Origin of the sequence: Rhabdonatronobacter sediminivivens, assembly GCF_013415485.1 — a bacterium.
GTDB classification, from domain to species: Bacteria; Pseudomonadota; Alphaproteobacteria; order Rhodobacterales; family Rhodobacteraceae; genus Rhabdonatronobacter; species Rhabdonatronobacter sediminivivens.
On sequence record NZ_JACBXS010000021.1, the window covers coordinates 47,547 to 73,548 of the forward strand.

At 63.1% G+C, this 26,002-nt stretch carries 16 protein-coding genes and 3 pseudogenes; 10 read left to right on the forward strand and 9 right to left on the reverse strand.

Annotated features, from left to right (window positions below; genetic code table 11):
• Position 1: 1 nt before the first annotated feature.
• The 8 genes from HUK65_RS11245 to trmB all read left to right on the forward strand — a co-directional run bounded on the left by HUK65_RS11245 (position 2) and on the right by trmB (position 7,200).
• The gene (locus HUK65_RS11245) at positions 2 to 976 is read left to right on the forward strand and encodes a DUF2927 domain-containing protein (protein WP_179906364.1); all 975 of its coding nucleotides are present in this window, start codon (positions 2 to 4) and stop codon (positions 974 to 976) included.
• A gap of 53 nt (positions 977 to 1,029) precedes the next feature.
• Positions 1,030 to 2,166, forward strand: coding sequence for an SPFH domain-containing protein (locus HUK65_RS11250; protein ID WP_179906365.1), 1,137 nt, complete (start codon positions 1,030 to 1,032; stop codon positions 2,164 to 2,166).
• An 84-nt stretch (positions 2,167 to 2,250) separates the two neighbouring features.
• A complete protein-coding gene (locus HUK65_RS11255) occupies positions 2,251 to 3,342 on the forward strand; it encodes a primosomal protein N' (replication factor Y) - superfamily II helicase (RefSeq protein WP_179906366.1) in 1,092 nt (363 codons plus the stop codon).
• A 15-nt stretch (positions 3,343 to 3,357) separates the two neighbouring features.
• Entirely contained in the window at positions 3,358 to 4,284 is a 927-nt protein-coding gene (locus HUK65_RS11260; protein ID WP_179906367.1) for a carbohydrate kinase family protein, read from the forward strand.
• A gap of 2 nt (positions 4,285 to 4,286) precedes the next feature.
• Positions 4,287 to 4,730: a D-aminoacyl-tRNA deacylase gene (gene dtd / locus HUK65_RS11265; RefSeq protein ID WP_179906368.1), complete on the forward strand. Its 444-nt coding sequence runs from the start codon at positions 4,287 to 4,289 to the stop codon at positions 4,728 to 4,730.
• 100 nt (positions 4,731 to 4,830) lie between these two features.
• A complete protein-coding gene (locus tag HUK65_RS11270) occupies positions 4,831 to 5,397 on the forward strand; it encodes a hypothetical protein (protein ID WP_179906369.1) in 567 nt (188 codons plus the stop codon).
• Positions 5,398 to 5,478: 81 nt separating this feature from the next.
• Positions 5,479 to 6,369, forward strand: a complete 891-nt coding sequence (gene htpX, locus HUK65_RS11275) for a zinc metalloprotease HtpX (protein WP_179906370.1) — start codon at positions 5,479 to 5,481, stop codon at positions 6,367 to 6,369.
• Positions 6,370 to 6,477: 108 nt separating this feature from the next.
• On the forward strand, positions 6,478 to 7,200 hold the full coding sequence (trmB, locus tag HUK65_RS11280; protein ID WP_179906371.1) for a tRNA (guanine(46)-N(7))-methyltransferase TrmB: 723 nt from the start codon (positions 6,478 to 6,480) through the stop codon (positions 7,198 to 7,200).
• 86 nt (positions 7,201 to 7,286) lie between these two features.
• Here trmB and HUK65_RS11285 read toward each other — a convergent pair whose 3' ends face one another.
• From HUK65_RS11285 to HUK65_RS11300, 4 genes are all read right to left on the reverse strand, one after another.
• On the reverse strand, positions 7,287 to 7,577 hold the full coding sequence (locus HUK65_RS11285) for a hypothetical protein (protein ID WP_179906372.1): 291 nt from the start codon (positions 7,575 to 7,577) through the stop codon (positions 7,287 to 7,289).
• A gap of 149 nt (positions 7,578 to 7,726) precedes the next feature.
• Complete coding sequence (locus HUK65_RS11290; protein WP_179906373.1) at positions 7,727 to 8,107, reverse strand: hypothetical protein; 381 nt, start codon at positions 8,105 to 8,107, stop codon at positions 7,727 to 7,729.
• A 39-nt stretch (positions 8,108 to 8,146) separates the two neighbouring features.
• Positions 8,147 to 8,344, reverse strand: coding sequence for a CsbD family protein (locus tag HUK65_RS11295; protein WP_179906374.1), 198 nt, complete (start codon positions 8,342 to 8,344; stop codon positions 8,147 to 8,149).
• Between the two features lie 135 nt (positions 8,345 to 8,479).
• Positions 8,480 to 9,553 (reverse strand): sensor histidine kinase, encoded by a 1,074-nt coding sequence (locus HUK65_RS11300; RefSeq protein ID WP_179906375.1) that lies wholly within the window; start codon positions 9,551 to 9,553, stop codon positions 8,480 to 8,482.
• Between the two features lie 218 nt (positions 9,554 to 9,771).
• On the opposite strand from HUK65_RS11300, the pseudogene HUK65_RS11305 reads away from it, so the two are divergent.
• Positions 9,772 to 9,969 (forward strand): annotated as a pseudogene (locus HUK65_RS11305) (chromate transporter); the annotation flags it as partial.
• Between the two features lie 52 nt (positions 9,970 to 10,021).
• On the opposite strand, the gene HUK65_RS11310 reads toward HUK65_RS11305, so the two are convergent.
• The 4 genes from HUK65_RS11310 to HUK65_RS11325 all read right to left on the reverse strand — a co-directional run bounded on the left by HUK65_RS11310 (position 10,022) and on the right by HUK65_RS11325 (position 24,230).
• A complete protein-coding gene (locus HUK65_RS11310; RefSeq protein WP_179906376.1) occupies positions 10,022 to 10,867 on the reverse strand; it encodes a fumarylacetoacetate hydrolase family protein in 846 nt (281 codons plus the stop codon).
• A gap of 96 nt (positions 10,868 to 10,963) precedes the next feature.
• Positions 10,964 to 12,295, reverse strand: a complete 1,332-nt coding sequence (locus HUK65_RS11315; protein WP_235442011.1) for an HlyD family type I secretion periplasmic adaptor subunit — start codon at positions 12,293 to 12,295, stop codon at positions 10,964 to 10,966.
• Positions 12,292 to 14,025: a type I secretion system permease/ATPase gene (locus HUK65_RS11320; protein WP_235442013.1), complete on the reverse strand. Its 1,734-nt coding sequence runs from the start codon at positions 14,023 to 14,025 to the stop codon at positions 12,292 to 12,294. The genes HUK65_RS11315 and HUK65_RS11320 overlap by 4 nt, the downstream gene beginning before the upstream one ends.
• 122 nt (positions 14,026 to 14,147) lie before the next feature.
• Complete coding sequence (locus tag HUK65_RS11325; RefSeq protein ID WP_179906378.1) at positions 14,148 to 24,230, reverse strand: right-handed parallel beta-helix repeat-containing protein; 10,083 nt, start codon at positions 24,228 to 24,230, stop codon at positions 14,148 to 14,150.
• Positions 24,231 to 24,721: 491 nt separating this feature from the next.
• On the opposite strand from HUK65_RS11325, the pseudogene HUK65_RS11330 reads away from it, so the two are divergent.
• A pseudogene (locus HUK65_RS11330) lies at positions 24,722 to 24,871 on the forward strand (IS256 family transposase); the annotation flags it as partial.
• Positions 24,872 to 25,011: 140 nt separating this feature from the next.
• On the opposite strand, the pseudogene HUK65_RS19170 reads toward HUK65_RS11330, so the two are convergent.
• Positions 25,012 to 25,926: pseudogene (locus HUK65_RS19170) on the reverse strand (IS110 family transposase); the annotation flags it as partial.
• Between the last annotated feature and the right edge of the window lie 76 nt (positions 25,927 to 26,002).

A 26,002-nucleotide genomic window follows, 5' to 3' on the forward strand; every position in this document is an offset into this window, starting at 1 on the left:
CATGCGGCGGGCGGCCCGGTTTCGTCACGTCTCGGCAGGGCTGGTCCCCCTTGCCTCGGCGGTGTTGCTGGCCGGGTGCGAACTGGCCCTGGTGCCTGAAGCCGACACACCGGCGCCTGCCGAAAGCCCCGCCCCGCCACCGGCGCCGGAACAGCAAGCAGCCACGCCTTCGGCCCCTGATGACACGGTGGCGCGCTACTTTGCCGGGATCGAAGCCCGCCGGATCTCGGAGGGGTTGCTGCGCACCGATGTCACCGCCGATGATGTGCCCTTCACGGCCAGGGATGTGGCCGAAAACTTTGTCCGCATCGCGCTTTACAATGAATATGTCATGGTCGATGGCCGTCCGGTGTCACGCGCCACGCCCGCAGCGCTGAGGCGCTGGCAGGCGCCGGTGCGCATGCGGTTGGAGTTCGGTGAGTCGGTGCCCCCGTCACAACGCCAGCAGGACCGGAGTGAGGTGGCAGCCTATGCCGCGCGGCTGGGTCGGCTGACCGGGCATCCGGTCAGCCTTGCGCAGGGGGACGGCAATTTCCACGTCCTGGTTCTGTCCGAGGCCGAGCGCCGCGCCATCGGCCCGCGCCTGCGCGATCTGGTCCCGGGCATTGATGATGACACCATGCGCATTGTCACTGGTATGCCGCTGAGCACCTTTTGCATGGTCATCGCCTTTTCCCGCCATGGTGGCCAGGTCTATACCGATGCCGTGGCGATCATCCGGGCCGAGCTGCAGGAGCGCACCCGCCGCGCCTGTTTCCATGAGGAACTCGCCCAGGGCCTGGGCCTGCCCAATGACAGCGTGCAGGCCCGTCCGTCGCTGTTCAATGACGCCGCCGAATTTGCCGTGCTGACCCCGCATGATGAATTGCTGCTGCAGATCCTCTATGACCGGCGCCTGCGCCCCGGCATGCGCGAGGCCCAGGCCCGCCCCATCGTCACCCGCATCGTGGCCGAGTTGATGGGCGCCGAGAGTTAGGCGATACTGCGCCCCAGCCGACCCAACCGCGCCGCAAACCACAGGAGCCGTACATGGTCTTCAACTTCCTCAAGGGTCAGTTCATCGATGTCATCGAATGGACCGACGATACGCGCAACACCATGGTCTATCGGTTCGAGCGCTATGGCAATGAAATCAAGTATGGCGCCAAGCTGACCGTGCGCGAAGGCCAGGTGGCCGTGTTCGTCCACGAAGGGCAACTGGCCGATGTCTTCACGCCCGGGCTCTATGAGCTTGAAACCAACAACATGCCGATCCTGACCACGCTTCAGCATTGGAGCCACGGGTTCAACTCGCCCTTCAAGTCGGAAATCTATTTCGTCAACACCCGCCGCTTTGGCGGCATGAAATGGGGCACCCAGAATCCGATCATGCTGCGTGACCCGGAATTCGGCCCCATCCGGCTGCGCGCCTTCGGCTCCTATGCGGTGCGGGTGTCCGAGGCATCGGTATTCCTGCGCGAGATCGTGGGCACGGATGGCGATTTCACCCAGGACAAGGTCTCGGGCCAGATCCGCAATATCGTGGTGCAGAAGGTCAGCCGCGTGCTGGCGGGCAGCGGCATCCCGGCGCTGGACATGGCCGCGAATACCAAGGATCTGGGCGATATGGTCCGCAAGGGCATCGACCCCACGCTGGATGAATACGGCCTGGATCTGGTGGAGTTCTATATCGAGAACATCTCGCTGCCGACCGAGGTTGAAAAGGTGCTGGACCAGCGCACCAGCATGGGGATCGTGGGCGATCTGGGCAAGTATCAGCAGTTTTCCGCCGCACAGGCCATGCAAAAAGCCGCCGAGGGCGGGGGCGAAAGCGGCATGGGTGCGGGCCTTGGCGCCGGGATGGGCATGGGCATGGGCATGGCGATGGCCCAGAACATGGGCCAGGCCGCCGCCGGGGGGCAGCAACCACCCGCCCAGGGTGCCGCCACACCCCCGCCGCCGCCACCACCGCCGCAGGCCACGGTCTGGCATGTGGCGGAAAACGGCCAGACCAAGGGGCCCTTTGATGCGAGCACCCTTTCGCAGATGATCCCCCAGGGCAGCTTCAGCCGCGATACGCTGGTCTGGTCACCGGGTCAGGACGGCTGGCAGAAGGCGGGCGAGGTTCCGGAACTGCAGCGGCTTTTCGCCGCCACGCCCCCGCCGCCACCACCGCCTGCGGGATGATTGGCAGCGCTGCCCTGCCGGGGCGGCGCCTTTTGCACCCAAAGACTTGCGCATGGCGCCCCTGCGCTCCAGCACGGATACCTCATGGCCACCACCGAACTTGAACACCGATTCCCCTGCGGCCAGTGCGGCGCCTCCTTGCGCTATGCGCCGGGGCAGCAAAGCCTGACCTGCGAATATTGCGGCCATGCGCAGGACATCCCCCAGCTGGATGACGAAACCCGCGTCAAGACCCTGCAATCACTGGACTATCATGACGCCGTGGCGCAGGCGCTGCCGCCATCTGAGTTTGAGGAAACGCAGGTTCTGAACTGCGGCAGTTGCGGCGCGCAGGTGGAGTTCGAACCCGATATCCATTCCGCCGAATGCCCTTTCTGCGCCGCACCCGTGGTCACCGACACCGGCACCAACCGCCATATCAAGCCGCAGGCGGTGATCCCCTTTGCGCTTTCGGAACGTGAGGCCCATGACAAGATGCGCGCCTGGCTGAAGGGGCGCTGGTTCGCCCCCAACGGGTTGCGCAAATATGCCCGTTCCGATGGCAGCCTCAGCGGGCTTTATGTGCCCTACTGGTCCTTCGATGCGCATACGCGGTCCAGCTATACCGGCCAGCGGGGCACCTATTACTATGTCACCGTGCGCGGCGCCAAGGGCAAGACCCAGCGCCAGCGGCGCGTGCGCTGGAGCCCGGCCTCGGGCACGGTGGCGCGGCAATTCTACGATGTACTGGTCATGGCCTCGGGCAGCCTGCCGCGGCCCATGGTGCGGCGGCTGGAACCCTGGACCCTGTCCGAGCTGGAGCTTTACAGCCCCCGATACCTCTCGGGCTTCCGGGCCGAGGCCTATTCCGTGGAGCTGCCCGAAGGCTTCAGGATTGGCCAGGAGCGGATGGACGAGGTCATCCGCAACGACATCCGCCGCGATATCGGCGGGGATGAGCAGCGCATCAGTGCCGTCAACACCAGCTATGCCGATGAACGCTTCAAGCATCTGCTGCTGCCGATCTGGATGGCCGCCTATCGCTACCGGGGCAAGAGTTACCGGTTCATCGTCAATGGCCAGACCGGGCGGGTGCAGGGGGAACGGCCCTGGTCGGTGTGGAAGATCGCGGGCGCAGCACTGTTAGCGATAGCATTCGTCGCGCTGGCGGCGTATATCGCCGAAATGGGGGGCTGATCGGGGGGGAAGCGGATGATCCTGTGTTGCGGCGAGGCGCTGATCGACATGCTGCCACGCGAAACCGCCGAAGGTGCGCCTGCCTTCGCGCCTGTTCCCGGTGGCGCGGTGTTCAACACGGCCATTGCCCTGGGGCGGCTGGGGGCGCAGGCGGGGTTTCTGGGCGGGCTCTCGCGCGATCTGTTCGGCCAGATGCTGCAGGACGCGCTGAGCGCCGCCCGTGTGGACAGCCGGCTAGCGCCGCGCCTGGACCGGCCCACCACGCTGGCCTTTGTCACCCTGACGGGCGGGCAGGCGCGCTATGCGTTCTATGATGAAAACACCGCCCTGCGGATGCTGCAACCGCAGGACCTGCCGGTTCTGCCGGATGCGGTGGGTGCGCTGTTCCTTGGCGGGATCAGCCTGGTGGGTGGCCCTTGCAGCGTGGCCTATCAGGCCCTGCTGGAGCGTGAGGCCGAGACCCGCGTGACCATGATCGACCCCAATATCCGCCCCGGCTTTATCCGTGATGAAGCGGCCTATCGCGCGCGGCTGGACGCGATGATGGCGCGATGCGATATCGTGAAGCTCTCGGATGAAGACCTGCGCTGGCTGCTGGGGCCCGGCGATATCGCGGAACTGGCGCCGCGGATCCTGGCGCGGGGCAGCAAGCTGGTCATCATCACCGCAGGGGCCAATGGCGCGCGCGCATGGACCGCCACGCACTGCGTGCAGGTGCCCGCCGTTGGTGCCACGGTGGTCGATACCGTGGGCGCGGGCGACACGTTCAACGCCGGTGTACTGGCCGCGCTGGACCGGGCAGGGGCGCTGGACAAGACCGTGCTGGCCAAGCTGCCCGCAGACACTATCACCGAGGCGCTGCAGCTGGGCGCGGCCGCTGCAGCTGTCACGGTTTCCCGCCCCGGTGCCAATCCGCCCTGGCGGCGTGAGCTGGAGTTTTAGCCATGCGCGCGCTTTTGCAACGGGTGTCCGAGGCCCGCGTTTCGGTCGGGGGCGAGGTTATCGGTGAGATCGGGCCGGGGCTGATGATCCTGGTCTGCGCCATGCAGGGTGACACCGAGGCATCTGCCGAAGCCCTGGCCGCAAAGACCGCAAAACTGCGCATTTTCCGCGATGACGCCGGCAAGATGAACCGATCGCTGCTGGATACGGGCGCTGCGGCGCTGGTGGTCAGCCAGTTCACCCTGGCCGCCGATACCTCCCGCGGAAACCGGCCCGGCTTCTCTGCCGCCGCGCCCCCGGATGAAGGCGAAAGGCTCTATGCCCATTTCTGCGACTGCCTTCGCGCGCAGGGTATCGCTGTTGCCACGGGTGCCTTTGGGGCGGATATGGATGTCGCGCTCATCAATCAGGGGCCGGTGACGGTCTGGCTGGAAAGCCCCGGCTGAGCGCTGCGCGTTTCCCCGCTTGCCAGAGCTTGCGCTTTGCGACAGGCTGCGCCCTGTTCCGGGCAGGTCTGGCCCGGCTTTCCATTTGCAGGGATCCTCGATGAACAAGCTGATTTCCGCCACCGCAATTGCCGCTTTCCTCTCCGTGCCCGCTGCTGCCGATCCGTTTATGGCGGCGCTGGAAACCGCGCTGGAAGCCTATCAGGACGGTGACCTGCAATATGCCGAGGATGAGCTGGCCGAGGCGCAGCGCATCCTTGCCGAGATGAAGGCGCAGGGGCTGGCCGCATTCCTGCCCGACCCGCCCGAGGGTTGGAGCCGCGAGATCGACACCGATGCCGCCGCGGGCATGATGGGCTTCATGGGCGGGGGCGTGATGGCCAAGGCGACCTACAGCGGGCCTTCGGACAGTTTCGAGCTGACGCTGATGGCCGATAACCCGATGGTCGCACAACTGGCCATGATGCTGGGCAACAGCGCCATGATCGCGCAGATGGGCGGGCAGTTGGAGCGCATCAACCGCACCCGGTTCCTGCGCGAGGATCGCAGCCTGCGCGCCATCATCGGCAACCGTATCCTGGTCACTGCCGAAGGCGCGGATTCTGATGTGATGATCCCGGTGCTTGAAGGCATGGATTTCCGCGCCATGGAGTCTTTTGGCGGCTGAAGCGTCGCCTAACAGATTGCAGCGCTGTCACAATCACCCCATATATCCGACGAACGGACCCTTTGGCATGCGGAACTTGTGATGAACGGATACGTCAAGACAGCGATGTTGATGGCCGCCATGACGGCCCTCTTCATGGGCGTCGGATATGTCATCGGCGGCGGCGGCGGGCTGGTGATCGCGCTGGCGATTGCCGCGGGGATGAACGCCTGGGCCTATTGGAACTCGGACAAGGCGGTTCTGCGCATGTACAAGGCGCAGGAATGTGGCCCGCAGGTCGCGCCCGAGTTGCTGCGCATGGTTCACCGGCTGGCCGCCGATGCCGACATGCCGCCGCCGCGGGTCTATGTGATCGACAATGACCAGCCGAACGCCTTTGCCACCGGGCGCAACCCGGAGAACGCTGCCGTTGCGGCCACCACAGGGCTGATGCGGCGCATGTCGCAGGAAGAAATCGCCGCCGTCATGGCGCATGAGTTGGCGCATATCCGCAACTATGACACGCTGATCATGACCATCACCGCGACCTTTGCGGGCGCGATCTCGATGCTGGCGAATTTCGCCTTCTTCTTTCGGGGCGGGCGCAACCAGGGCGTGGGGGGCGCGATTGCGCTGATCCTGGTGATGATCCTGGCGCCTTTGGCGGCGGCGCTGGTGCAGATGGCGATTTCACGCTCGCGCGAGTATGAGGCCGACCGCGTGGGCGCCGAGATCTGCGGCAACCCGCTGTGGCTGGCCTCGGCACTGGAAAAGATACAAGGCTTTGCCAGCCGGATTGACAATGATGAGGCCGAACGCAACCCGGCGACCGCGCATATGTTCATCATCAACCCGCTGCATGTGCACAAGCGCGACAAGCTGTTTTCCACCCATCCCAGCACGCATAACCGTATCGCCGCGCTGGAGAAGCTGGCCGCCCAGCAGGGCGCGCGGTTCAGCGGCGGTGGGGTGGCCCGCGGCCCCTGGGCCTGAACGCCACCGAAGCCCGCCGCGCATGCGGCGGGCAGCAGGCTTGACCCTGCGGCATTGCGCCGCCATACCCCGCGCGCGGACGACGCAGGCAGGCATTTGGGGGGCAGCATGAAATCCGGATCGCTCAGATCAGGGGTTCAGGGGCGGAACTTTTATGGCCGGGTTAAGGGCAAGACCCTGAAACCCGCACAGCAACGCTACATCGATGAAGACCTCTCCAAGCTGCAGATCCCGCGCGTCACGGTCGGGTCCAACCCTGAGCGAGCGCCAATAGACCCGAAAGACCTGTTCGGGGACGGCCGTCCGCTTTGGCTGGAAGTTGGATTTGGCGGCGGGGAACATATGGTGCATCAGGCGCAGGCCAACCCCGGCGTCGGCATTATCGGCTGTGAGCCGTTCCTCAACGGGGTTGCCATGGCGCTTGGCAAGATCCGGCGCGCGGGGGTTGGGAATATCCGCTTGCATGCCGGGGATGCGCGCGATCTGTTCGATGTGTTGCCGGATGCCTGTCTGGACCGTGCCTTCTTGCTGTATCCGGACCCCTGGCCAAAGGCGCGCCATCATCGGCGCCGGTTCGTGACGCCTGAACATCTGCGCCCGCTGGCGCGGGTCCTGGCGCCGGGGGCGGTGTTTCGCGTGGCAACCGACATCCCCGACTATGTGCGCCAGACCCTGGAAGAAGTGCCTGAGGCCGGGTTTGAGTGTCTGGACCATGACCTGCACAGCCCCTGGTCCGACTGGCACACAACCCGGTATGAGGCCAAGGCCCTGCGCGAAGGGCGGCAGCCGCATTATCTGACTTTCCTGCGCAAATCCCATGATGCCGCATGAAAAACGGCCCCAGCGGGGCCGTCATGCAATCTGGTTGGCCAAGGCACAGCGCAGGCAGATTTGGTCCTGCGCTGCTGACAGTCTGGTCAGTCGCCCGGCAGTGGCTCAGGCTCTGGTGCGGTGAATTCTTCGATCACCTGCGGGGTTTCAGTGGGCTGATTGGGCGATCCCACGGTGGTGCCATCGGCTGGTATGCCATCCGTGCTTTCGCTCACCGAAGCGGGCTCTGCATCCTCGGCTGTCGGTTCAGTAACCATGGTCCGGGTCAGCATCCAGAACAGCAGGCCACCGGCCACCAGAAGTGCCAGAATGATCCCGACCAGAGGGCCACGGTGTTGCTTCGCCTGCTTCTTCAGGTTCGTGTCAGGAGCGGTCATGTCGCTTCCTCCTTTCTTCGGTCAACGCTTATGGGCGCTGACAGTCGCGGGGCACGGGGCGCCCGCGATGTGTGGTGGTTCATGAAGAAAACCCACAGGTCGGAACTTGGTTCCGAAATCCGCGTGCGCTGCGGTGAAAACGCTGGATATCAGCGGCGCAGCGCTCGCAGGCAAAGCGCTATCGCCACACCGACCCCGGCGGCAAGCGCAAGCGTCTGGGCGGGGTGCTCACGCGCTTGCATGCTGGTGACGCGCGCAGCCTGTGTCGCCATGTCCGAGGCTGCCCTTGCCCCGTTGCGCCCCCCGGCCGCAGCCTTTCTGGCGGCGTTGCGGGTGACCTTTGACGCCTTTGCCAGGCTGGGACGTTCACGCGCGGCGGCATCGAGCGTCTGCGTCAGGCTGTCGATGGTGCCGCGCAGGCCGTCAAGCTGAGCGCTGATCGCCTTGAGCGCAGGGCCTCCGGCCCCGTCGCTTTCGGACGTGAACCGGCCATTGGCGTCGCGCGGCAATTCATCAGTGGTTCCGGGCATGGCGGGCCTCCATCTTGTGCAGGGTTGCGAATGGCGTGGTCAGACCTTCGAAAGCCAGTCATTGACCTGCGCTTCGGCCTCATTGCGTGCGATGCCGTATTTCTCCTGGATCTTGCCGATCAGCTTGTCACGATCACCGGCAATCTGATCCACCTCATCATCGGTCAGTTTACCCCATTGCGAACGCGCCTCACCCTTGATCTGCGTCCACTTGCCCTTGATCACATCGGTATTCATCTTGCACCTCCAGTATTGGTCAGGGTCTGAAAGGCAAATGATCTGGGCCGCGCCTTGGTTCCGGTTACGTCGGGTCAGGGGTGCCCGGGCATTCAGGGCCCGAGCGGCGGACGCACTGCAGGGATTGCAAAAGGATTACGCCGGAAGCTGGTCCGAAACACCGGCCAAACCCTGATCCGAAGCCGCCTCGCCCGCCTGTGGGCGCGCAGACCGAAAGGCCAGCCGCGCAACCGTGCCACCGGAGGGATGGGACGCCATCGTCAGTTCACCATCGAGCATGGTGGCGAATTGCTGCGAAATGGTCAGGCCCAGGCTGTCAGACGTGGCCAGCGCGAAATCCGTCGGCAGCCCCGCGCCGTCATCGCGCAGCTCCAGCGCGGCCGGGGTGGTGCCTTCTTCATCTGCCGGACCCACCTCCAACGTGGCGGTAACCCGGAGGGGGGCTGCGCCTTCGGCCCCGTGCTCCACCGCGTTCATCAGCAATTCGCTGGCGATCAGCCCCAGCGGAATCGCGGCGTCATGGCTGACCTGCAGCGGGTCCATGCGACACTCCAGGGTGACCTTGCGGGTTTCGGTCGCCACCTCCAGCGTGTCGGCCAGCACGGCGTGCAGATACTCGGCCGCGTCCAGCGCCTGCATCTCCGGTGCATGCAATCGCCGCTGCAGGCGCGAAATCACGCTGATGCGCGATTGCGATGCGCCAAGGGCGCGCTTGGCTTCGGGGTCGGAAGTATCGGCGGCCTGCAGGCGCAGAAGCGCGGCCACCGTGGCCAGATTGTTCGAAATGCGATGCTGCAGTTCGGAAAACATCAACTCGCGCGCGCGGGCTTGCTGGGCGGCATCTTCGCGCGCTGTGGCCAGTGCCCGCAAGGCCCAGACCGCGGCGGTGATGAACAGCACATCAGTGCCCACGATCAGCACATAGAACCCCAGCGCCAGCAACGCCCCCGAGGGCAGCGCAAACGTGCCCTGCGGCTCAATGAACCAAAACCAGGAAATCAGCCCGCAGGCCACCGCAACCACGATCCCGCAGCGGATGGAGGCAAAGATGAGCGACAGCATGACCGCGGGAAAGAAGGTCAGAAACGGAAAGCCCGGCGGCAGGATACCATCAACAAGCAACCTCAGCGCGGTCGAGGCAGCGATGGCCAGCGCGCCGAATGCCACCTCATGGCGCAGGCTGCGCTGGGTCAGCAAGACCTCGCTCAACGCATTCAGCAAGCGGTTTATGAGGCGATGATTGCCGAAGGTCGCGGTTGAATTGGGTTTCACCCGGTAATGTCCTCGATCAATTTCCTGGTGATCCCGGCAAGGTTGCGTATAGGGAAAATCATGCAAGGACAAGCTTGCCACCCTTAAACTGGCCCGGATCGGCGGAAAGATGCAAGTCTGATGCGCAGTTTCTGCCCCGTGGTCATGCAAAGGGTATGGTGGCGGCATGTCATCCCGCCTCAGGCCTGTGCACAGGGGCGGGCGCGCATCTGGGATGTTTCCGGGATGAGCTGGTGACATGGCGCAACTGGCTGGGTGATACCGTCTGCGCCGATCTGGTGGCGCTGTGCCAGTTCCCGCCCGGTCCTGCATCAAGCCGGGTGGGATTCGCGCCGGGGCTGATGCGGGCGGGGTGGCACTGGTCCTGATCCCGGGCTGGGCCACCGCCCCGGTTTTCGGCGCGGCTCAGCCCTGTGCGGTGATCTGGCGCTGTTCGCCCAGGCCTGCGATCCCCAGCCGCATGGTCTGGCCTGGTTTCAGAAACACAGGCGGCTTCTGGCCCATGCCCACGCCTGGAGGCGTGCCGGTGGCGATCACATCGCCGGGCTGCAGGGACATGAACTGCGAGATATAGGCCACCAGATGCGCCACACCAAAGATCATGGTGCCGCTGGAGCCATCCTGCCGACGCTGCCCGTCCACATCCAGCCACATGTGCAGCGCCTGCGGGTCGGGGATTTCATCGCGGGTGACCAGCCAGGGGCCGATGGGGCCAAAGGTGTCGGCGGATTTGCCCTTCACCCATTGCCCTTCACGCTCCATCTGGAAGGCGCGTTCGGACAGGTCATTGACCACGCAATAGCCCGCCACGTGATCCAGCGCTTCGGCTTCCGAAAGATAGCGCGCCTCGGTCCCGATGATGACGCCCAGTTCGACCTCCCAGTCGGTCTTGGTGGCGCCGCGCGGGATCAGAACGGTATCATTCGGCCCGCAGATGGCGCTGGTGGCCTTCATGAACAGGATCGGTTCGGACGGGATCGGCGCCCCGGCCTCGGCCGCGTGGTCCGAGAAATTCAGCCCCACGCAGACGAATTTCCCCACATTGCCCACACAGGGGCCGATGCGCGTGGCAGGGTCAACCACCGGCAGATCGGCGCCCTGCACGCGGGCGGCCAGATCGGCCAGCGCCGCATCGGACAGCACTGGCCCCGCGATATCCGGGATCAGGGATGACAGGTCGCGCAACTGGCCCTGGTTGTCCAGCAGCGCGGGGCACTCCTGTCCGGGTTCTCCGACGCGCAGAAGTTTCATGCGATCTGTCCTTTCCGTTCATATGCCGCGCCCCGGTTGACGCGCAGGACTGCCATAGCATGGAGACGGGACAGGCAGAAGCCGCTCCCGCGCCGATCAGCGTTCGCGAAAGGCGCGGTTGAAATAGTCCATCAGCGGCTGGGTCAGGTATCGGATCGGTGTGCGGTCGCCGGTGCGGATAAAGGCATCGACCGGCATGCCTGGGACGATCCGCACCCCCTCCAGAAGGTCGATCTGATCGGGCGATATATCGACCTCGGCCAGGTAAAACATCTGCCCGGTGCTGGGGTTTTCGAACACATCGGGCGAGACGCGCCGCACGAACCCTTCGATCGGCGGGATCGTGCGCTGGTCCAGTGCTGCAAATTGCAGCGATACGTCCTGGCCCACATAGACCTCATCGACATGGAGGGGGTCAACCTGGGCATGGATCACCAGCGGGCGATCCTGCGGCACGATATACATGATCGGCTCGGCGGGCTGTGTCACGGCCATTGGGCCGAACACCTTCTGGTCATAGATCACGCCACCCACCGGCGCGCGGATATCCAGCCGGCTGAGCCGGTCCAGCACAGCGCGGCGGCGTTCCAGAAGCTCGTTCTCGCGCACTTCAAGCTCGCGGATTTCGGCGATGGCCTGTTCGCGCCGCTCAATCTGCATGCGCAGGATTTCCATGTCGATTTCGACCATCCGGCCCGCCAGTTCGGCCGATTTCGCCTCCAGCTCACCCAGCTGCCCGGCCAACGCGGCGGCATCGCGGCGCATGGCCTGCAGCCGCGGGGTTTCGGACAGTCCCCGTTCCACCAGCGAGGTCAGCGCGGCCAGCTCGGTCTCGATGATCTCGATCTGCTGATCCATGGCTTCATGCTGGGCGCGCACACCCGTGCGCTGCTGCTCGGTCTGCCGCTGGCGGTTCTGCAGCTGTTCGATCTGTTTGAGCATGGTTTCACGCCGGGCCTCGAACAGCTGGACATTGCCCTGCCAGGCCTCGGCGATGCGGCGATCGTCGGCGCGGGCGTCCTCCAGCGGCGGCGGCGCGCGCATCTCCTCGGCGCCGTCACGCTCGGCCTCCAGGCGGATGCGGCGCGATTGCAGGCCGAAGAGCTCACCCTCGAGGATGGAAAGCTCGGTGCGCAGGAACGTATCATCGAGGCGCAGCAACAGATCACCCTGGGCGACGGTCTGCCCTTCGCGCACGTTCAGTTCCGAAACGATCCCCCCGTCCAGATGCTGAACGATCTGGCGGTTTTCCAGCAGCGCCACCGTTCCCGAGGCGGTCACCGCCCCCGAGATGAAGGTAAAGAAGGACCAGTAGCCAAAGCCTCCCAACAAGAGCACGATCCCCACTGCGCCCACCAACATGGGAAAGCGCACCGAAAGCCCCCCCCCAGACATGCCGCCGGGGGCCTGTTCCGCGCTGGCGCTCATGCCTTGCCTCCGCTCTGGCGGGGTACCGCCGGAGAGATCGTTCCTGCGGTGCGGCGGCCCGGTTCCAGAACCTGCGCCAGAACCTGATCGCGCGGGCCAAAGGCGCGGCTCTGGCCGTCTTCAAGCATAAGCAGCACATCGCATTCCGAAATCGCCGCGGGTCGATGGGCCATGATGACGACAGCCTTGCCTTCGGCCTTCAGCGACCGGATGGCGTGGTTCAGCGCTGCAGTGCCCGCGGCATCGAGGTTGGAATTCGGCTCATCCAGAACTACCACCACGGGATCGTTGTAGAGTGCGCGCGCCAGCGCAATCCGCTGCATCTGCCCGCCCGAAAGCCGACCGATTCCTTCGGGCAGGAAGGTATCATACCCGTCAGGAAACTTGAGGATCAGATCATGGGCATTGGCGGCCTTGGCCGCCTCGACGATCCTGTTCTTGTCGGCGTCGCTCTCCATCCGGGCGATGTTCTGGGCAACGGTGCCTTCAAGAAGCCCCACGGATTGGGGAACATAGCCCATGTATTTGCCCAGCACATCGGGCGGATACTGGTCCAGCGTCGCGCCATCGAGGCGCAACGTGCCGCTGACCGGCTGGATCAACCCGGTCAGAACCCGCGCCAGGGTGCTTTTTCCTGACCCGCTGACACCGATCACCCCCATGGCCTGGCCCGGGGTGACCTCGAAGGAAATGCCGTGCAGCAAGGGAATATTCTCACCGGGGGCCATGACGGTGATCTGTTCGGCCTTCAGATGGGCCTTGGGGCGTGGCAGGGGGGTGCGCTCGGCCTCGGGGGCGGTTTCGGACAGCAACTTGCCCAGCCCGTGCCAGCCGCGCTGCGCCGCCTGCACCAGCGGCCACTGGCCGATCCCCTGTTCGATGGGCGCCAGCGCGCGGCCCAGCAGGATGGACCCCGCGATCATCGCGCCGGGGGTAAGCTGGTTAAGAAGCACCAGATAGGCCCCCAGCCCCAGCATGGCCGATTGCAGGAACAGCCGCAGCGCCTTGGTAGAGGTGGTGAACACCCCGGTACGGTCACTGGCGGACACGGTCTGGTCCAGGGCCTGGCTCCGCATCTTCTGCCAGATCGCGCGCACCTCGGCGCCCATGCCCATGCTGCGGATGGTTTCGGCCTGCAACTGGACCTGATCGGCAAAACGGTCAGCGCGCTGCGTGCTGGCCTGCGCCTGCCCCACCGGCTGCCGGGTGAGGAACTGATGCGCCAGGGTCAGCAGGATCAGAACCGTGCCCCCCAGCAGCGCCAGAATTCCCAGCCACGGATGCAGCATGAAGATCACCGCGATGAACAGCGGCGTCCAGGGGATATCAAAAAAGGTCATCGGTGCGGGCGAGGTAAACAGCCGCTGGATGGATTCCAGATCGCGCAGGCCGGTCGCGCCACGCGGAGAGTCGCGGTCAGCGGACTGGCGCAGGGTGGCGTTGAAGGTCCGCCCGTCCAGCATGGCCTGAAACCGCGCGCCGGCCCGGGCGATCACGCGACCGCGCGCGTAATCAAAGACCGCCATCATGGCAAAAAGAAACCCTACCAGAACAGTCAGCGCCGTGAGCGTTTCCAGCGACCGGCTGCCCAGCACCCGGTCATAGATCTGCAGCATGTAGATGGGGCCGGTCAGCATCAAAAGGTTCACAAAGATGCTGAACAGGAACACTGAAAGGAACAGATGCGCGCTCTGGTTGCGGGCTTTGCGAAGTTCCGTCGTTCCGGTCATGCCTAATCTCATAATCGCCGCCACCAGGCATGTGCCTCGCGCTCAGCCATAATCACGCTTTAAAATATCACTGGGGCGCCCTGCCCAAGGCCCCATGGGCCCCGGGCAGGGTCTGCGTCGGATCACAGGATGAAGTCGCTTTCGAACAGTTCACCTGCCCGGACCACCTGAATTTCGATATCCGCGCTGCCGTTACCGTTCACGTCACCAAGGATCATCGATGTGTTGTTGCTGTCCGTCCAGAAGCGAAGTTCCGCCACACCGGAGCCCGAGAAACCGGCATTTCCGAGGAATACGAAACTGTCACCGTCGACGATGGCGTCGAGATCGATGATGTCCTTTCCGGATTCGAAGTTGTAGATCCGGTCGCGGACAGTGCCGCCGCCCACAGTCACATGCGCGTCATCAAGGAAACGGAACGTATCGTTGCCGTCGCCGCCGTACAGATGGGTGCGCCCTTCGTTACTTATCAGCGTGTTGTTGCCGTCGATACCGCGCAGGACATCTGTCTGGCCCGGAGCGACACCGCCAGCACTCAGCGTGTCGTTGCCCAGTCCGCCCCGCAACTCATTGGCCTCGCTGTTGCCGACTATGATGTTCCCTCCGTCGCCACCGAACACATTCTGGATATTGCTGATATTGTCGGTCAGGTTTTGGCCCGTAATGCTCCCTGTGCCGGTCTGCAAATTAACGATGACGAAGTTGGTGTTCCCAGCATAACTCAGCGTGTTCACGCCGCTGCCACCATCGATGGTGTTGGTGTTGTTCGTACCCACACCGCTGAAGAAGAAGTCATCGTCATCGCCGCCGATCATGGTGTCATTGCCGCCCGAGGCCGGGAAGAGGTTGTTCCCGTCATAGCCCTGGAAGAAGTCCGCCCGGTTGGTGGCATAAGTGGTGAAGTCATCATCCAGATTGGTGCCGCGCAGCTGGATACCCGGGCTGCCCGAGGTGAACGTATTGCCCGAGAGATCCACCCTCGCACTGGGCAGCGGTCCATAGGCATCGGGAAGCGCGCCGAAGCCCGGCCCGGTGACGAAGATCGAGTCATTGTTCGGTGCAGCGGCGGTGATGACGTTCCCGTTCACCTGCAGCCCCGTGTCAACGCCCGCACCATCGCCCGTGACGATCCCGATGATCCCCTGCACCAGCGTGTTGCCGGTGATGGCGACATTATCGACACCGCTTGCGCTGATCGCCGGATTGCCCAGGGATCCGGCGCCGATGGCACCGCTACGATCCACCAGGTTGCCCTCGACCGTGGCATCGTCGCCTTCGATCCGGATGGCAAAGGGCGTGGTGCCAGTATCGGCCGACTGCTCCAGTTTGTTGTTGCGGGCAACTGCTCCGGTCCCGGCCAGCGTCAGGACACCCTGACCCCCACCCGCGCCGGACGCGTTGATATCGAAATACAGCCCGTCGATGACCACATCATCGGCAGTCACCGTGATCTGACCTTCGATCACCGATTCCGGTCCCCGCGCGGAGGCAGCGGCGCCGGCGATGCCTTCATTGGCGCCCAGGATCGTGACCGATTTGTCGACCTCGACATCCCCGGTGAAGGTGCCGTCAGCCACCATGATGGTGTCACCATTGTCGGCGTAATCCACTGCGGCCTGGATCGACATGCCGTCCAGCACGATGAAGGTCCGTGCCCCGCCCTCGGTGTTGTCGATGGCCAGCACCTCGATGCTGGTCAGATCCAGCATGCGCCCGTCGATCTGGACTTCGCCGGTGCCGGTGTTTCCGTCAAAGGCGCTGGCATCCAGATCGCCCATGTCGAAGGCCGCACCGCCATTATCGCGCAGGATGACCGCATCGGTGCCGTCACCGCCATCGATGGTGTCATCCCCGGCAAGGCTGATGAACAGGTCATCCCCGTCACCGCCAACCAAGATGTCATCACCCTCGCCGCCGATAAGCACGTCATCGCCACCGTTGCCGACCAGAACGTCATTCCCGTCGGTCCCGGTGACCGTGTCAGCACCCTGGCTGCCCAGATACACCAGTTCCTGCCCGGCCGGCACGGCATTGCCGGTGCCGCCGATGTCGAACTCCACATCCCCGCTCAGGTTCTGCAGGTTGAAATCTGTATCCACATTGTCGAACAGGTTGTTGGTGATGGTGTCGATGGTTCCGGCGGTCGGCCCTCCCATGCCGATTCCGGTTCCGCTGTTGACGATGGTGTTGTTGTCCACCAGCGAATTGGAGATCGCATAGCTTTCAAGGCTGAGACCCGTCCCGGCGTTCTCGATCGTGTTGCCGGTGATAATGACATCAGCACCACCGCCGTTCGACCACACCGCCCGGCCCCATGCCGCACTGCTATACTTGTCACCGGCATCGAAGCTGCCATCCCCGCCAAAGAAGTTGTCGGTGATGCTCAGCGACCCGCTGGCCAGAACGTTGGTGAAGATGGCAATGTCATGCAGCCCACCGGTGCCCCCCCCGGCCACTTCGCTGACGAAGCGCGAGTTGGTGATCTCGTGCCCTGCCGCCGAGGTGACGGTGATCAGGTTCTGCGCGGGCCGCGGCAGGCCTGCGTCATTCAGGAACTCCATACCGTCGATTCTGACCGCCTCGCTGCCGGCAATGGTGATCTGTCCATCAAGGATCGCTTCGGGAGCGCGCGCACCGTCCGTGCCGGAAAGCCCGGCGTTCACGCCCTCTATGGTCACACCCTTGGTGATGGTGAGATCCTCGACATAGGTCCCCTCGGACACAATTATTGTATCCCCGGTCGCAGCCGCGTCGATGGCATCCTGGATGCTGCCGAATGCGCCCGGCCCCACCAAATGCACGGTTTCCCCGGCAAAGTTCAGGGTGCCGATCCCGTCGAAGGTGATGGTCGTGCCGTTGGCCTCGGCTGTGTAGATGCCATTCGTACCGAGGTCGAACACTCCCGGCCCGGCAACATGCGTGATGGTAAGGTCATCAAATGTCAGCGCTGGGTCGTTGAAGATCACGGCCATGTCGATGTCGGTGACGGTGGCAGAGTAATACAGCACCTCCGTCCCGACATTTCCGACATTGTCGAAGGTGTTGGACGTCTGATCGAAGAACACCTTTGCACCGCCGTCGGGCGAGTTGTTCGACAGGAAGGCGAAGGCCAGATCCTTGAAGTCATTGTCATCGATGATGACATCGCCCCCCGACGCAATGTCCACCGGTCCGGAGAACATCACACCGCCCAGGCCCGCCGCGGGATCGCCGTCGTTGTCGAGAACGCCGGTGATCTCGTTGCCGGTGATCGACATGGTGCCGATCACATTTGCATTGTTACCCACCTGAACCGCGCGACCGTTTTCGAAGTCACGGAAGACGTTGTCTGCGATAGTGATGTCGCCATAGCTGGTCCCCGTGGACCCCGACGAGGCCATGACAATCCCACGTTCGAAGTCAAAGAACTCGTTCCCGGTGATGGTCCAGCCGGTGAGCATGGCATCGACGCTATCGGCGGACATCACATTCCCCGCATAGCCGGAGGTTCCGCTGTTCCCGCCCGCCAGGTTATTAGTGAAGGTGAGGCCCGCTGCTTTTTGGTACACATGCGCAGTGATTACGCTGTTGGTCAGTGTGGTATTCTCACCCCGAATCTCGATCGCGTTGTCGAAATTGGCGGGCGACAGGGTAAAGCCGTCGAAGGTGGTCGCGGCGGCAGCAGCCTGAACCGAGATACCACCGCCCTCGATCACCGCCTCGGGGCCGCGGTCATCGTCATTGTGCCCGGCCAGACCGGCATTGGGGCCGACAAAGGTCAGCGGCTTGTTGACCGTCAGCGCCTCGTCAAAGGTGCCTTCGCCAACATTGATCGTGTCGCCAGGCTCGGCGGCGTCGATGGCGGCCTGGATCGACATGCCGTCAACCACCAGGAACTCGCCATTGGGCTGCTGGATCACACCGCGGTCAGCGAAACCGCCGTCGGTTGCGAAGGCAATCGCATCCGCCGCGTTGCCGAAGTAGAAGGTGTATTCCTCGCTGTCGGTGAGCGGTTCACGGAATGTGTCGCTGGTGACCTCCCAGACTTCGGTGAAGGGGAAGCTGTCGATGGTGACCGTGTTGCCGCTGCCCTCGGCCTCCTGGGCGTAAAGCTGCCCCGGCTCCAGAACGTTGAAATCGCCCGAAAACTCGATCCCATTGTTGTCCGAGCCGCCGCCTCCAAAGCCTGCGAACAGCGCCACGCCGCCCCAGGCGTTCAGCCCGTCGGTGGCGATGTCGGTCAGTGTCACGCCCGAACTGTTGGAGATGGCAAAGCCCACGCCGGCAGTCGGAACACCCGGGCTGGATGCGGATGCACCATTGGCCGTGACATTGGTCAGGGTCGCGTTGGTGACGCCGTTCAGATCCACCTCGCTGCGGCCCGAGCCCTGGACGGTCACGTTGCTGACACTCAGCCCATCGATCGCAGAAAGTTTTAGGCCAAAGGCGTTGTTGGTCGCATTCGCGGGCCCGTAGAGTGTGAAATCGGCGAAGGAGATGCCATTGGCAGCCGCACCCTGCGAGGAGAGACCATAGGCGTTGGTCACTCCGCTGGCGTCGATGATCGTTTCACCTTCGCCCGAGCCAAAGAACTTGATCGACTTGTTGACGTTGATCTGGCTGGTGACGGTAAATTCGCCTTCGCCCAGCAGGACGGTATCGCCGTCAGCAGCAGCGTTCACCGCCGTCTGAATGTCGGTGAAGATCTGGAAGCTGGCGTCGTCACCGTCGATCAGCATGATCTCGCCCGCACCCAGCGCCGCATCGGCGGTCTGGATGTTGTCCGAGATGGAGTCGAGCAAATCGCTGATCAAAGCTGAATCAGTCACGGGCGCCCCATAGGAACCGTCGCCAAGGACTCCGGGAAATGTCAGCGGCTGTTCAAAAGCCGGATCAACCGCGTCCGTGGCGATCAGGTCGATCAGTTCCAGCGTCTTGCCGCTGGCGAAGTTCAGCTTGAAGGAATAGAACTCCTTGTCCACGAACACATCGCCATAGGCGGTCATGTTCGTGGCCACCTCGAAGCTGTCGACCTGTTCGGCAAGACCCGCCTTTGTCGCCACATCCAGGAACTGCAGGTAATCGCCACGGCCCGGTGTTGTGCCCAGGGTGAAGCCATAGACCTTGGTGCTGGCGTCACTGTCGCCGATGGTGATGCGCACGGTGTCGCTGCCGAAGTCTTCGTCCGGTGCGCCGCCTGCGAATTGGGCCGCATTGGCACCCTCGGCGTCGGACTTGTTCTTGAGCACGAAATAACCCGGCTGGCCCAGATCCTCTGGCCCGCCCGGCACGAAGTCGCCGTTGTCGACCATATAGATCTGCCCCAGCACGATGACGTCATCGCCACCGCGCCCGTTGATCAGATCATCGCCCGCGCCGCCAATCAGGATGTCGTCGCCGGTGCCGCCCAGGATGGTGTCGTTGCCAGCGCCGCCATCGACGATCAGGCTGCCATCGCCCTCGACATCGAACAGATCATTTCCGTCCGCGCCCTCGATGGTGACGGTCCCGGCAATGTTCAGGCTCTGGCCGCCCAGCGCATCGGTGCCACCGGCGCGCACAATACCGTTGATGACGTTATTGCCGGTGACGGTCACATCCTCGAAGACGATCGGCCCGTTCGGCGCATCCTCATGCAGGTCGCGCAGGAAGATGGCGTAGTTCGAGCCATCGATGTTGGTGTTGTTCGAAGCATCGATGTTGTTGCCCGAAACCACGATGTCCTTCATCGTCACGCCGGGCGCTACCGGAGCCGCACCGCCGGCATTTAGCTGGATGCCGTTGGTCACGCTGTTCAGCGTGTTGCCGGTGATCGCCACATCCGTCATCGACCGCTGACTCAGGCCGAAGATGCCCAGGCCCACATCGCTCACGGTGTTCCCGCTCACGGTAAGATCGGACGCTTCGCGGTCGGACATGCCAATCTGGATGCCCCAGGACGTATTGGCGATATCGCCAAACGCGACAATATTGTTGCCGATCGTTCCGCTCTGGATGCCATCCAGGTTGATCCCGCGACGCCCCGTGAGGGTTTCGTCATCATGATGGATGGTATTGCCGGTCAGGGTCAGGTCGTCGATGTTGAACAGCACGATCCCGGTTGCAGCGTTCCCTGTGATGTCCTTGATCAGGTTGTCCGTAATGCTCCAGCCGCTGCTGCCGACCTCGCCGCCCTGACCGAAGCCCCAAAGGATCGGCTGCGCGCTCTGGCCGGTGAAGACCGTGTTGGCGATGGAGATGTCGCTGTGTGCACTGGATCCGCTCCCGCGCACCCCGCTGCCGTTGGCGCCACCGCCGTCGATCTCGAAGCCGTCGATGCTGACCTCGTCGGACTGGATCAGGAACAGACCTTCCAATGTGGTTTCAGACCCGCGCGCAACGTTGGCGCTGCTCCCAGCATTGGCGCCTTCCAGGGCGACACCCTTGTCCAGCGACACCGTCTCGGCGAAGGTATCGGCGGAGACGATGATCGTCTCACCCCCGCTGGCACCGTTCACCGCCGCCTGGATGGTGGTAAAGACATTGCCGGTGCCGTCGATATAGGCGGTGCCGGTGGCGAAGGTGTTGTCGGCCACCAGTTGCGCGCCGTCATAGGCTACGGTCGGATCGACAATGGCTTGCAGGCCGTCGGCGTTGAAGGTGTTGTCCCCGACCGTGTTGCCCGCTCCCCAGAGTTCCAGCGAGGCATAGCTCGCCTCACCCGCGAAGGTGTTGTTTTCGACAGTGCCACCAGTGGATTCCAGCCCCACAAGCAGGCCCGCGCCCGAGTCGCCGGTGATGGTGTTGCCGGTGAAGTCCACGTTCTCGGAGTCCACCCCGAGGCTGGTTTGGCCGTTCACATAGACGACCGACTGCGGCCCCGACCCGGTGAAGTTGTTGTTGCTGATGCTGGAATTGCTCAGGCCTGCACCACCGGCCCCACCGCTGAGGAAGGCATGGGTCGCATCGCCCGCGACAGTGTTGTTGGTGATGGTCAGGTTGCTGTTGCTGCCCACCGCGTTGATCCCGGCCAGATTGCCGGCGATGGATTCGATGGTGAAGCCGTCCAGCGTGACGTCCGATACGCCCTGTTCGATATGCACGGCACCGGTCTGGTTGGTGCCGTTGCCCTCGATGGTGGCACCACCGCTGCCCAGATCGACCGATTGCAGCGTGACGCCCTTGTCGATGGATACCTGATCATAGATGCCGTCATGCACCTTGATGGTGTCGCCAGCCTCGGCCGCGGCCAAGGCCGGGGCGATCTGCATGCCGTCATAGACCAGAAACTCGTCGTTCTCGAAGTCGTAGATGACGCTGTTGTCGCCGTCGTTCAGCGCCTCGGTCTGTGCATCCGACAGATCGGTGAAGAGCTGCACCTGCCCGTTGGCGATCACGCCGAACTCGCCGGTGAAGTCATTCGCCGCGCGCACGGCAAAGATCAGGTCCGTGTTGCCAAAGAGCGACGCCGCAGGCTCCACCCCATCGGTGACCTTCACGCCGAACTGCGCCGAGAACGGCTTGTCGCCGCCCACGGTGTTGCCGCTGACTGTGACATCCGGGTCAAGGGTGCTGTTCAGCAGGCGGATGCCGGTGTCCTGATAGTCCGAGATGTCGTTGTTCGTGATCTCCAGGTCACCATAGCCGCTCCACGCGACGATGCCGCCAAAGGTGCCGCTGATGGTGTTGCCATCGACGGTGGCGGTGCCGTTGTTCACGAAGATGCCGTCAGCGTTGGCGGTCGAAACCTCGATGGCGTTGTTCGCAACCGTGATCGCGTCGCTGGCATCGCCATTGACCCAGACGCCCGAGGCTCCGCGCGCATCCTCCAGCGCGTCATAGCCCGCACCGGCCGTGACCAGGTTCGACGAGAACTCAACCCCGTTGCCACCAAGAGTCACGAAGCCGGAGCCGGCAAAGCCGCCATGGCCGCCCCAGGCCTCGACCACGCTGTTCTGCACCGTCACGTCATCGGCATCGACCACGAGGTTGATGCCGTTCCAGCCGTCGAATTCGGTCGCGTTCAGTGGCACCGCACTGTCAGGCTTGCTGAAGGCAAAGCCGTCGATGCTCGCCCCCGCAACCGAGACCGTCACATTGCCCTTGATGGTCGATTCCGCCCCGCGGCCGCCATCATTGCCCGCCACACCAGTGTTGGCACCCACCAGCGCCACGTCCTTGTTGACGTTGACGTCTTCCTCGTAGTCGCCCTCGGCCACGAAGATCGTATCGCCCGGCTCGGCCAGGTCGATGGCGGTCTGGATCGACATGCCTTCAAGCACAAGGAAGCCATCGTTGAACTTGAGCGCCTGAATGTTGACCAGCGTGTCGGTGCCGTCAGGGCCGGTGACCGTGATCTCACCTGCACTGACCGAGCCGCTGTAGTCTGCAGCATTGCCATCATAGGTAACAATGTCCGTACCGTCGCCGCCGTCGATGAAGTCATCGCCCGGACCGCCGCGCAGCACGTCATCGCCGTCGAAGCCAAGGATCTTGAACTCGGCGTCGACCGGGTCACCGTTGCTGTCGGTGATGACCGCCACATCGATATCATCGTCATCATTCGTGCCATAAACGATGATGTCACCGGTGGGCAGCTCAACTTCTTGACCGTTGTTGAAGATGTTGCCGTCAAAGGTGATCGTGTCGATTTCGACGCCGGGCAGCAGTGCCACACCGCCGGTCGAGGCCAATCCCAGATCGTCGGTGTTGTAGTTGAAAGTGTTATCCGAAACCGTGCTGTTCTTGGACACGTTCGGACCCCAGGTATCGCCCCAGAGGCCAAGCCCGAATTCACCGTCGACATTGAAAGTGTTGTCGGTGATTTCGGAATCCTCGACGCCCAGTCGGGTGCGGCTGTTGAAGGTGTTGCCTTCGACAAGGGCATTGAACTGATTGTAGGTGTTGACCTGGCCGGTGAAGATGTTGTCGCTGATGACAGCGTCTTCGAACCGGAATGTCGAAACCGTGGCCCCGGCGAACATCGCAAGGTTGCCCGAGTCGATCGTATTGCCGTCGATCGTAATACCTTTGTAGGTGATCGACTCACCCGGCGCTTCGGTGAAATGGTTGGTGAAGGCCAGCGCCCGCGCCCCACTCGAGTCCAGCTCGATCAGGTTGCCGGAGATGGTGATGTTCTCCATCTCGGCAATCTGGTCGCTGCGGGCCGGATCGCCCGAGAACTCACCCAGCAGCACACCATTCTTCTGGCCCGAGGCCGCGCTGTCATGGATGTAGTTGTTCTCGATTGTGACATTTGCACGATAGGCGCCGATGCCGGGGTCGCCCGGCTTGGCATCTTCCAGCGTGCGGATGTTGATGGCATCACGGCCAAAGCCGCTGATCTCGAACCCGTCGACGGTCACGTCATCGGACAGGATGGTGATGCCGAAGAGGCCGCTGCCGGTGATCTGGGCTTCATCAGCGCGCGACCCGGTGCCCGGCGTGCCGCTGTTCGCGCCGATCAATGAGATCGGCTTGTCGATGATCAGGTTCTCTTCATAGGTGCCCGCGGCGACAAGGATCGTCGCACCGGGGTTGGCCGCGTCGATGGCGTCCTGGATGGAGTCGCCGTCATTGACAATCTGGAGACTGTTGCCGTCGTTGAAGGTCAGCGTGCTGATATTGGTCAGCGTGTTCTGGCCAAACTCGCCGGTCCCGCCGGTATGGTTGACGATAACATTCGCCCCGTCGAGCGAGACATCGAACTCATCGAACGCGGCCGCGAAGAAGGCGAAGTCATCGCCGTCGCCGCCGTCAATTTCGTTGTCGCCCGCGCCGATGACGAAGAAATCGTCATTCTCGGTGCCGACGATGTTCTGCACGTTGGTCAGGCTGTCATTGCCCACGCCCGTGCCGAAGACCGTACCGCTCAGCAGGTTCACGAAGATCGTATCGCTGGCCATGCTGGCGTCATAAGTGTTGGTGCCACCAACACCATTATAGGTGTCGTTGCCCGCCGAGGCGAAGAAGACGTTGTCACCCGTGCTGCCGACGATATTGTCGCTGCCCGCGCCGCCGATGACATTTGCGATGTCGACCAGCGTGTCGAAGCCGAACTGTGTGCTGAAGGCAAACCCTGCGCCCAGGTCGATGTTGAGGCTGACGGTAGCGGCCGAGGCGTCATAAGTGTCCGTACCGCCGTTGCCGATCAGGATGTCATTGCCAGGCGAGGCGATGAAGATGTCGTCGCCGGATGTGCCCTCCAGGAAATCGTTATTGCCCGTGCCGGTTATAATGTTCGCCATCTGTCTGACCCCCGCAGAATTCATTTCAGTCTGATTAATGACTGGTTAATTATTTTAGTCAACAGCTTGACAGGTTTGCGCTATGCTTTTTGCGCGATTCGCAGGATTCACCTCAAATACGGCGCCTGCGACCCCTGAATGCCGCGCCGTTATGGTAGATACTAATAACTTGAAAATAAAAGATTTTTTAGAAGAAGTCGAGCGCACGTAGTGCATCTGGCCTGGGTTGTCTTGCGCTTTGCCCTGCAGTGAGCATGCGAATGCGAGCTGGCGCAAAACAACTATAACGAGATATTTAAAATTCCAATTCAATCAGTACGTGTCTTCTGATGCCTGCGCCTGCCAGGAGCTATTCCTGACCGCACAATACCCAAACACTCTCGGACAATACCCGCGAGCTATGCGGCAAACTGAGTGGCGGCGTTTGAGAAGGCGGGCGTATCGTGGCGGGCTTCCAGGCCTGCCAGAACTCCCAAGAGGAACGATACGCCATGGAGAAGACTGCAGACGTCATCGCCCTTCGTCAGCCGGAGTCTTTGGATGATCCGCTGACCGGGATCGTCCGCCATGGCGCCTGCCGGATGCTGAGGATTGCGCAGAGAGCCGAGGCTGACGCCTTTGTTGGGCAGCATGCAGAAGAAGCGTAAGCGCCCGCTGACCGCCCATGGCCGTATGGGCTGAGTATTCGCGGAAGTTCCAGGGCATGCATGTGGCGGTGTCACGCTGCATGTGGTTGTCGAAGATCTTGCGCAGCGTGGCAATGGTAAAGTATCCGTAATGATCAAGCGCGGATTTCATTCCACTTTCGGTCATCTCGCAGGAGCGAGTTGGCGAAGAGGAGCAGCTTTCGCATGACGGCTGTGAGGGCGAGCTTGGCGTGTTTTCCGGCTTCGCTGAGAGCGTCGAAGGTTTTCTTGAGATGTGGATTGCAGCGCAGCGATGCGACTGCCGGCATGTAGAGGGTGATCCTGATCTGCCTGCGACCACCACGAATGCGGGCGCGCCCGTTCCAGCCACCGGACTGGCGTGTCATCGGCGCGAGGCCCGCGAGGCTGGCGATCTGCTTGTTGTCCACCGCGCCCAGTTCCGGCATGTCAATCAGCAAGGCGGCAGCGGTGATCTAGCCGATGCCGGGTATGCTGCAGAGAATGTCAAAGCGTCTTGCCAGCACCGGGTCTTCCTGGATGCGGGTGAGGATTGCGGCGTCGATGTCGGCGAGTTGGCTCTTTATCTGCTTGATCCGTGCCGCGAGCTGGCGCTTGAGCAGGGCATTTACGGCCGTCGTCTGGCGGCTCTTGGCGGCAACCCTGTCCTTGATCAGGGCCTGGCGTGCAACGCTCAACTCCTTGAGATCATATTGGATCTCTGTCCTTGCGGCCCGCCCCTGCAGATCGAGAATTGCGCCCATGCCCGCCAGGACGCTGGCATCGATCCGGTCGGTCTTGGCCAGAACGCCCGTGGCCTCGGCAAAGCGCCGCGCCGAACGCGGATTGACCTTAACCAGATGCAGCCCCGCAGCAAGCAGCGCAAGCTCGAGCACCCGATGGTAAGGGCCAGTCGGTTCGAACACGACCCGCGTCGTTTCGGGATGCGCCAACCTGATCCAGCGGATCAAGACCTTGCAGCCGTTCGTGGTGTTTGGAAACTGCCGGTGCTCGCCCGTGCTGCGACGAAAGGCATCAAGTGTGGCTTTCGCGGTTGTGTCTCGAAAGTGGTGGAAATTCTCCGAAGACGTCCTCCGAGCGGATTGATTTGCGCGTGATCAAGCGGCG

Bases quoted from the DNA above. Each gene is read 5' to 3' on its own strand.
- HUK65_RS11285 (WP_179906372.1), bottom strand. From the start codon at position 7,577: ATGACCGCTCCTGACACGAACCTGAAGAAGCAGGCGAAGCAACACCGT.
- dtd (WP_179906368.1), top strand. From the start codon at position 4,287: ATGCGCGCGCTTTTGCAACGGGTGTCCGAGGCCCGCGTTTCGGTCGGG.
- HUK65_RS11260 (WP_179906367.1), top strand. From the start codon at position 3,358: ATGATCCTGTGTTGCGGCGAGGCGCTGATCGACATGCTGCCACGCGAA.
- HUK65_RS11255 (WP_179906366.1), top strand. From the start codon at position 2,251: ATGGCCACCACCGAACTTGAACACCGATTCCCCTGCGGCCAGTGCGGC.
- trmB (WP_179906371.1), top strand. From the start codon at position 6,478: ATGAAATCCGGATCGCTCAGATCAGGGGTTCAGGGGCGGAACTTTTAT.
- HUK65_RS11245 (WP_179906364.1), top strand. From the start codon at position 2: ATGCGGCGGGCGGCCCGGTTTCGTCACGTCTCGGCAGGGCTGGTCCCC.
- HUK65_RS11270 (WP_179906369.1), top strand. From the start codon at position 4,831: ATGAACAAGCTGATTTCCGCCACCGCAATTGCCGCTTTCCTCTCCGTG.
- HUK65_RS11295 (WP_179906374.1), bottom strand. From the start codon at position 8,344: ATGAATACCGATGTGATCAAGGGCAAGTGGACGCAGATCAAGGGTGAG.
- HUK65_RS11250 (WP_179906365.1), top strand. From the start codon at position 1,030: ATGGTCTTCAACTTCCTCAAGGGTCAGTTCATCGATGTCATCGAATGG.
- HUK65_RS11310 (WP_179906376.1), bottom strand. From the start codon at position 10,867: ATGAAACTTCTGCGCGTCGGAGAACCCGGACAGGAGTGCCCCGCGCTG.
- HUK65_RS11325 (WP_179906378.1), bottom strand. From the start codon at position 24,230: ATGGCGAACATTATAACCGGCACGGGCAATAACGATTTCCTGGAGGGC.
- HUK65_RS11290 (WP_179906373.1), bottom strand. From the start codon at position 8,107: ATGCCCGGAACCACTGATGAATTGCCGCGCGACGCCAATGGCCGGTTC.
- htpX (WP_179906370.1), top strand. From the start codon at position 5,479: ATGAACGGATACGTCAAGACAGCGATGTTGATGGCCGCCATGACGGCC.
- HUK65_RS11315 (WP_235442011.1), bottom strand. From the start codon at position 12,295: ATGAGCGCCAGCGCGGAACAGGCCCCCGGCGGCATGTCTGGGGGGGGG.
- HUK65_RS11320 (WP_235442013.1), bottom strand. From the start codon at position 14,025: ATGACCGGAACGACGGAACTTCGCAAAGCCCGCAACCAGAGCGCGCAT.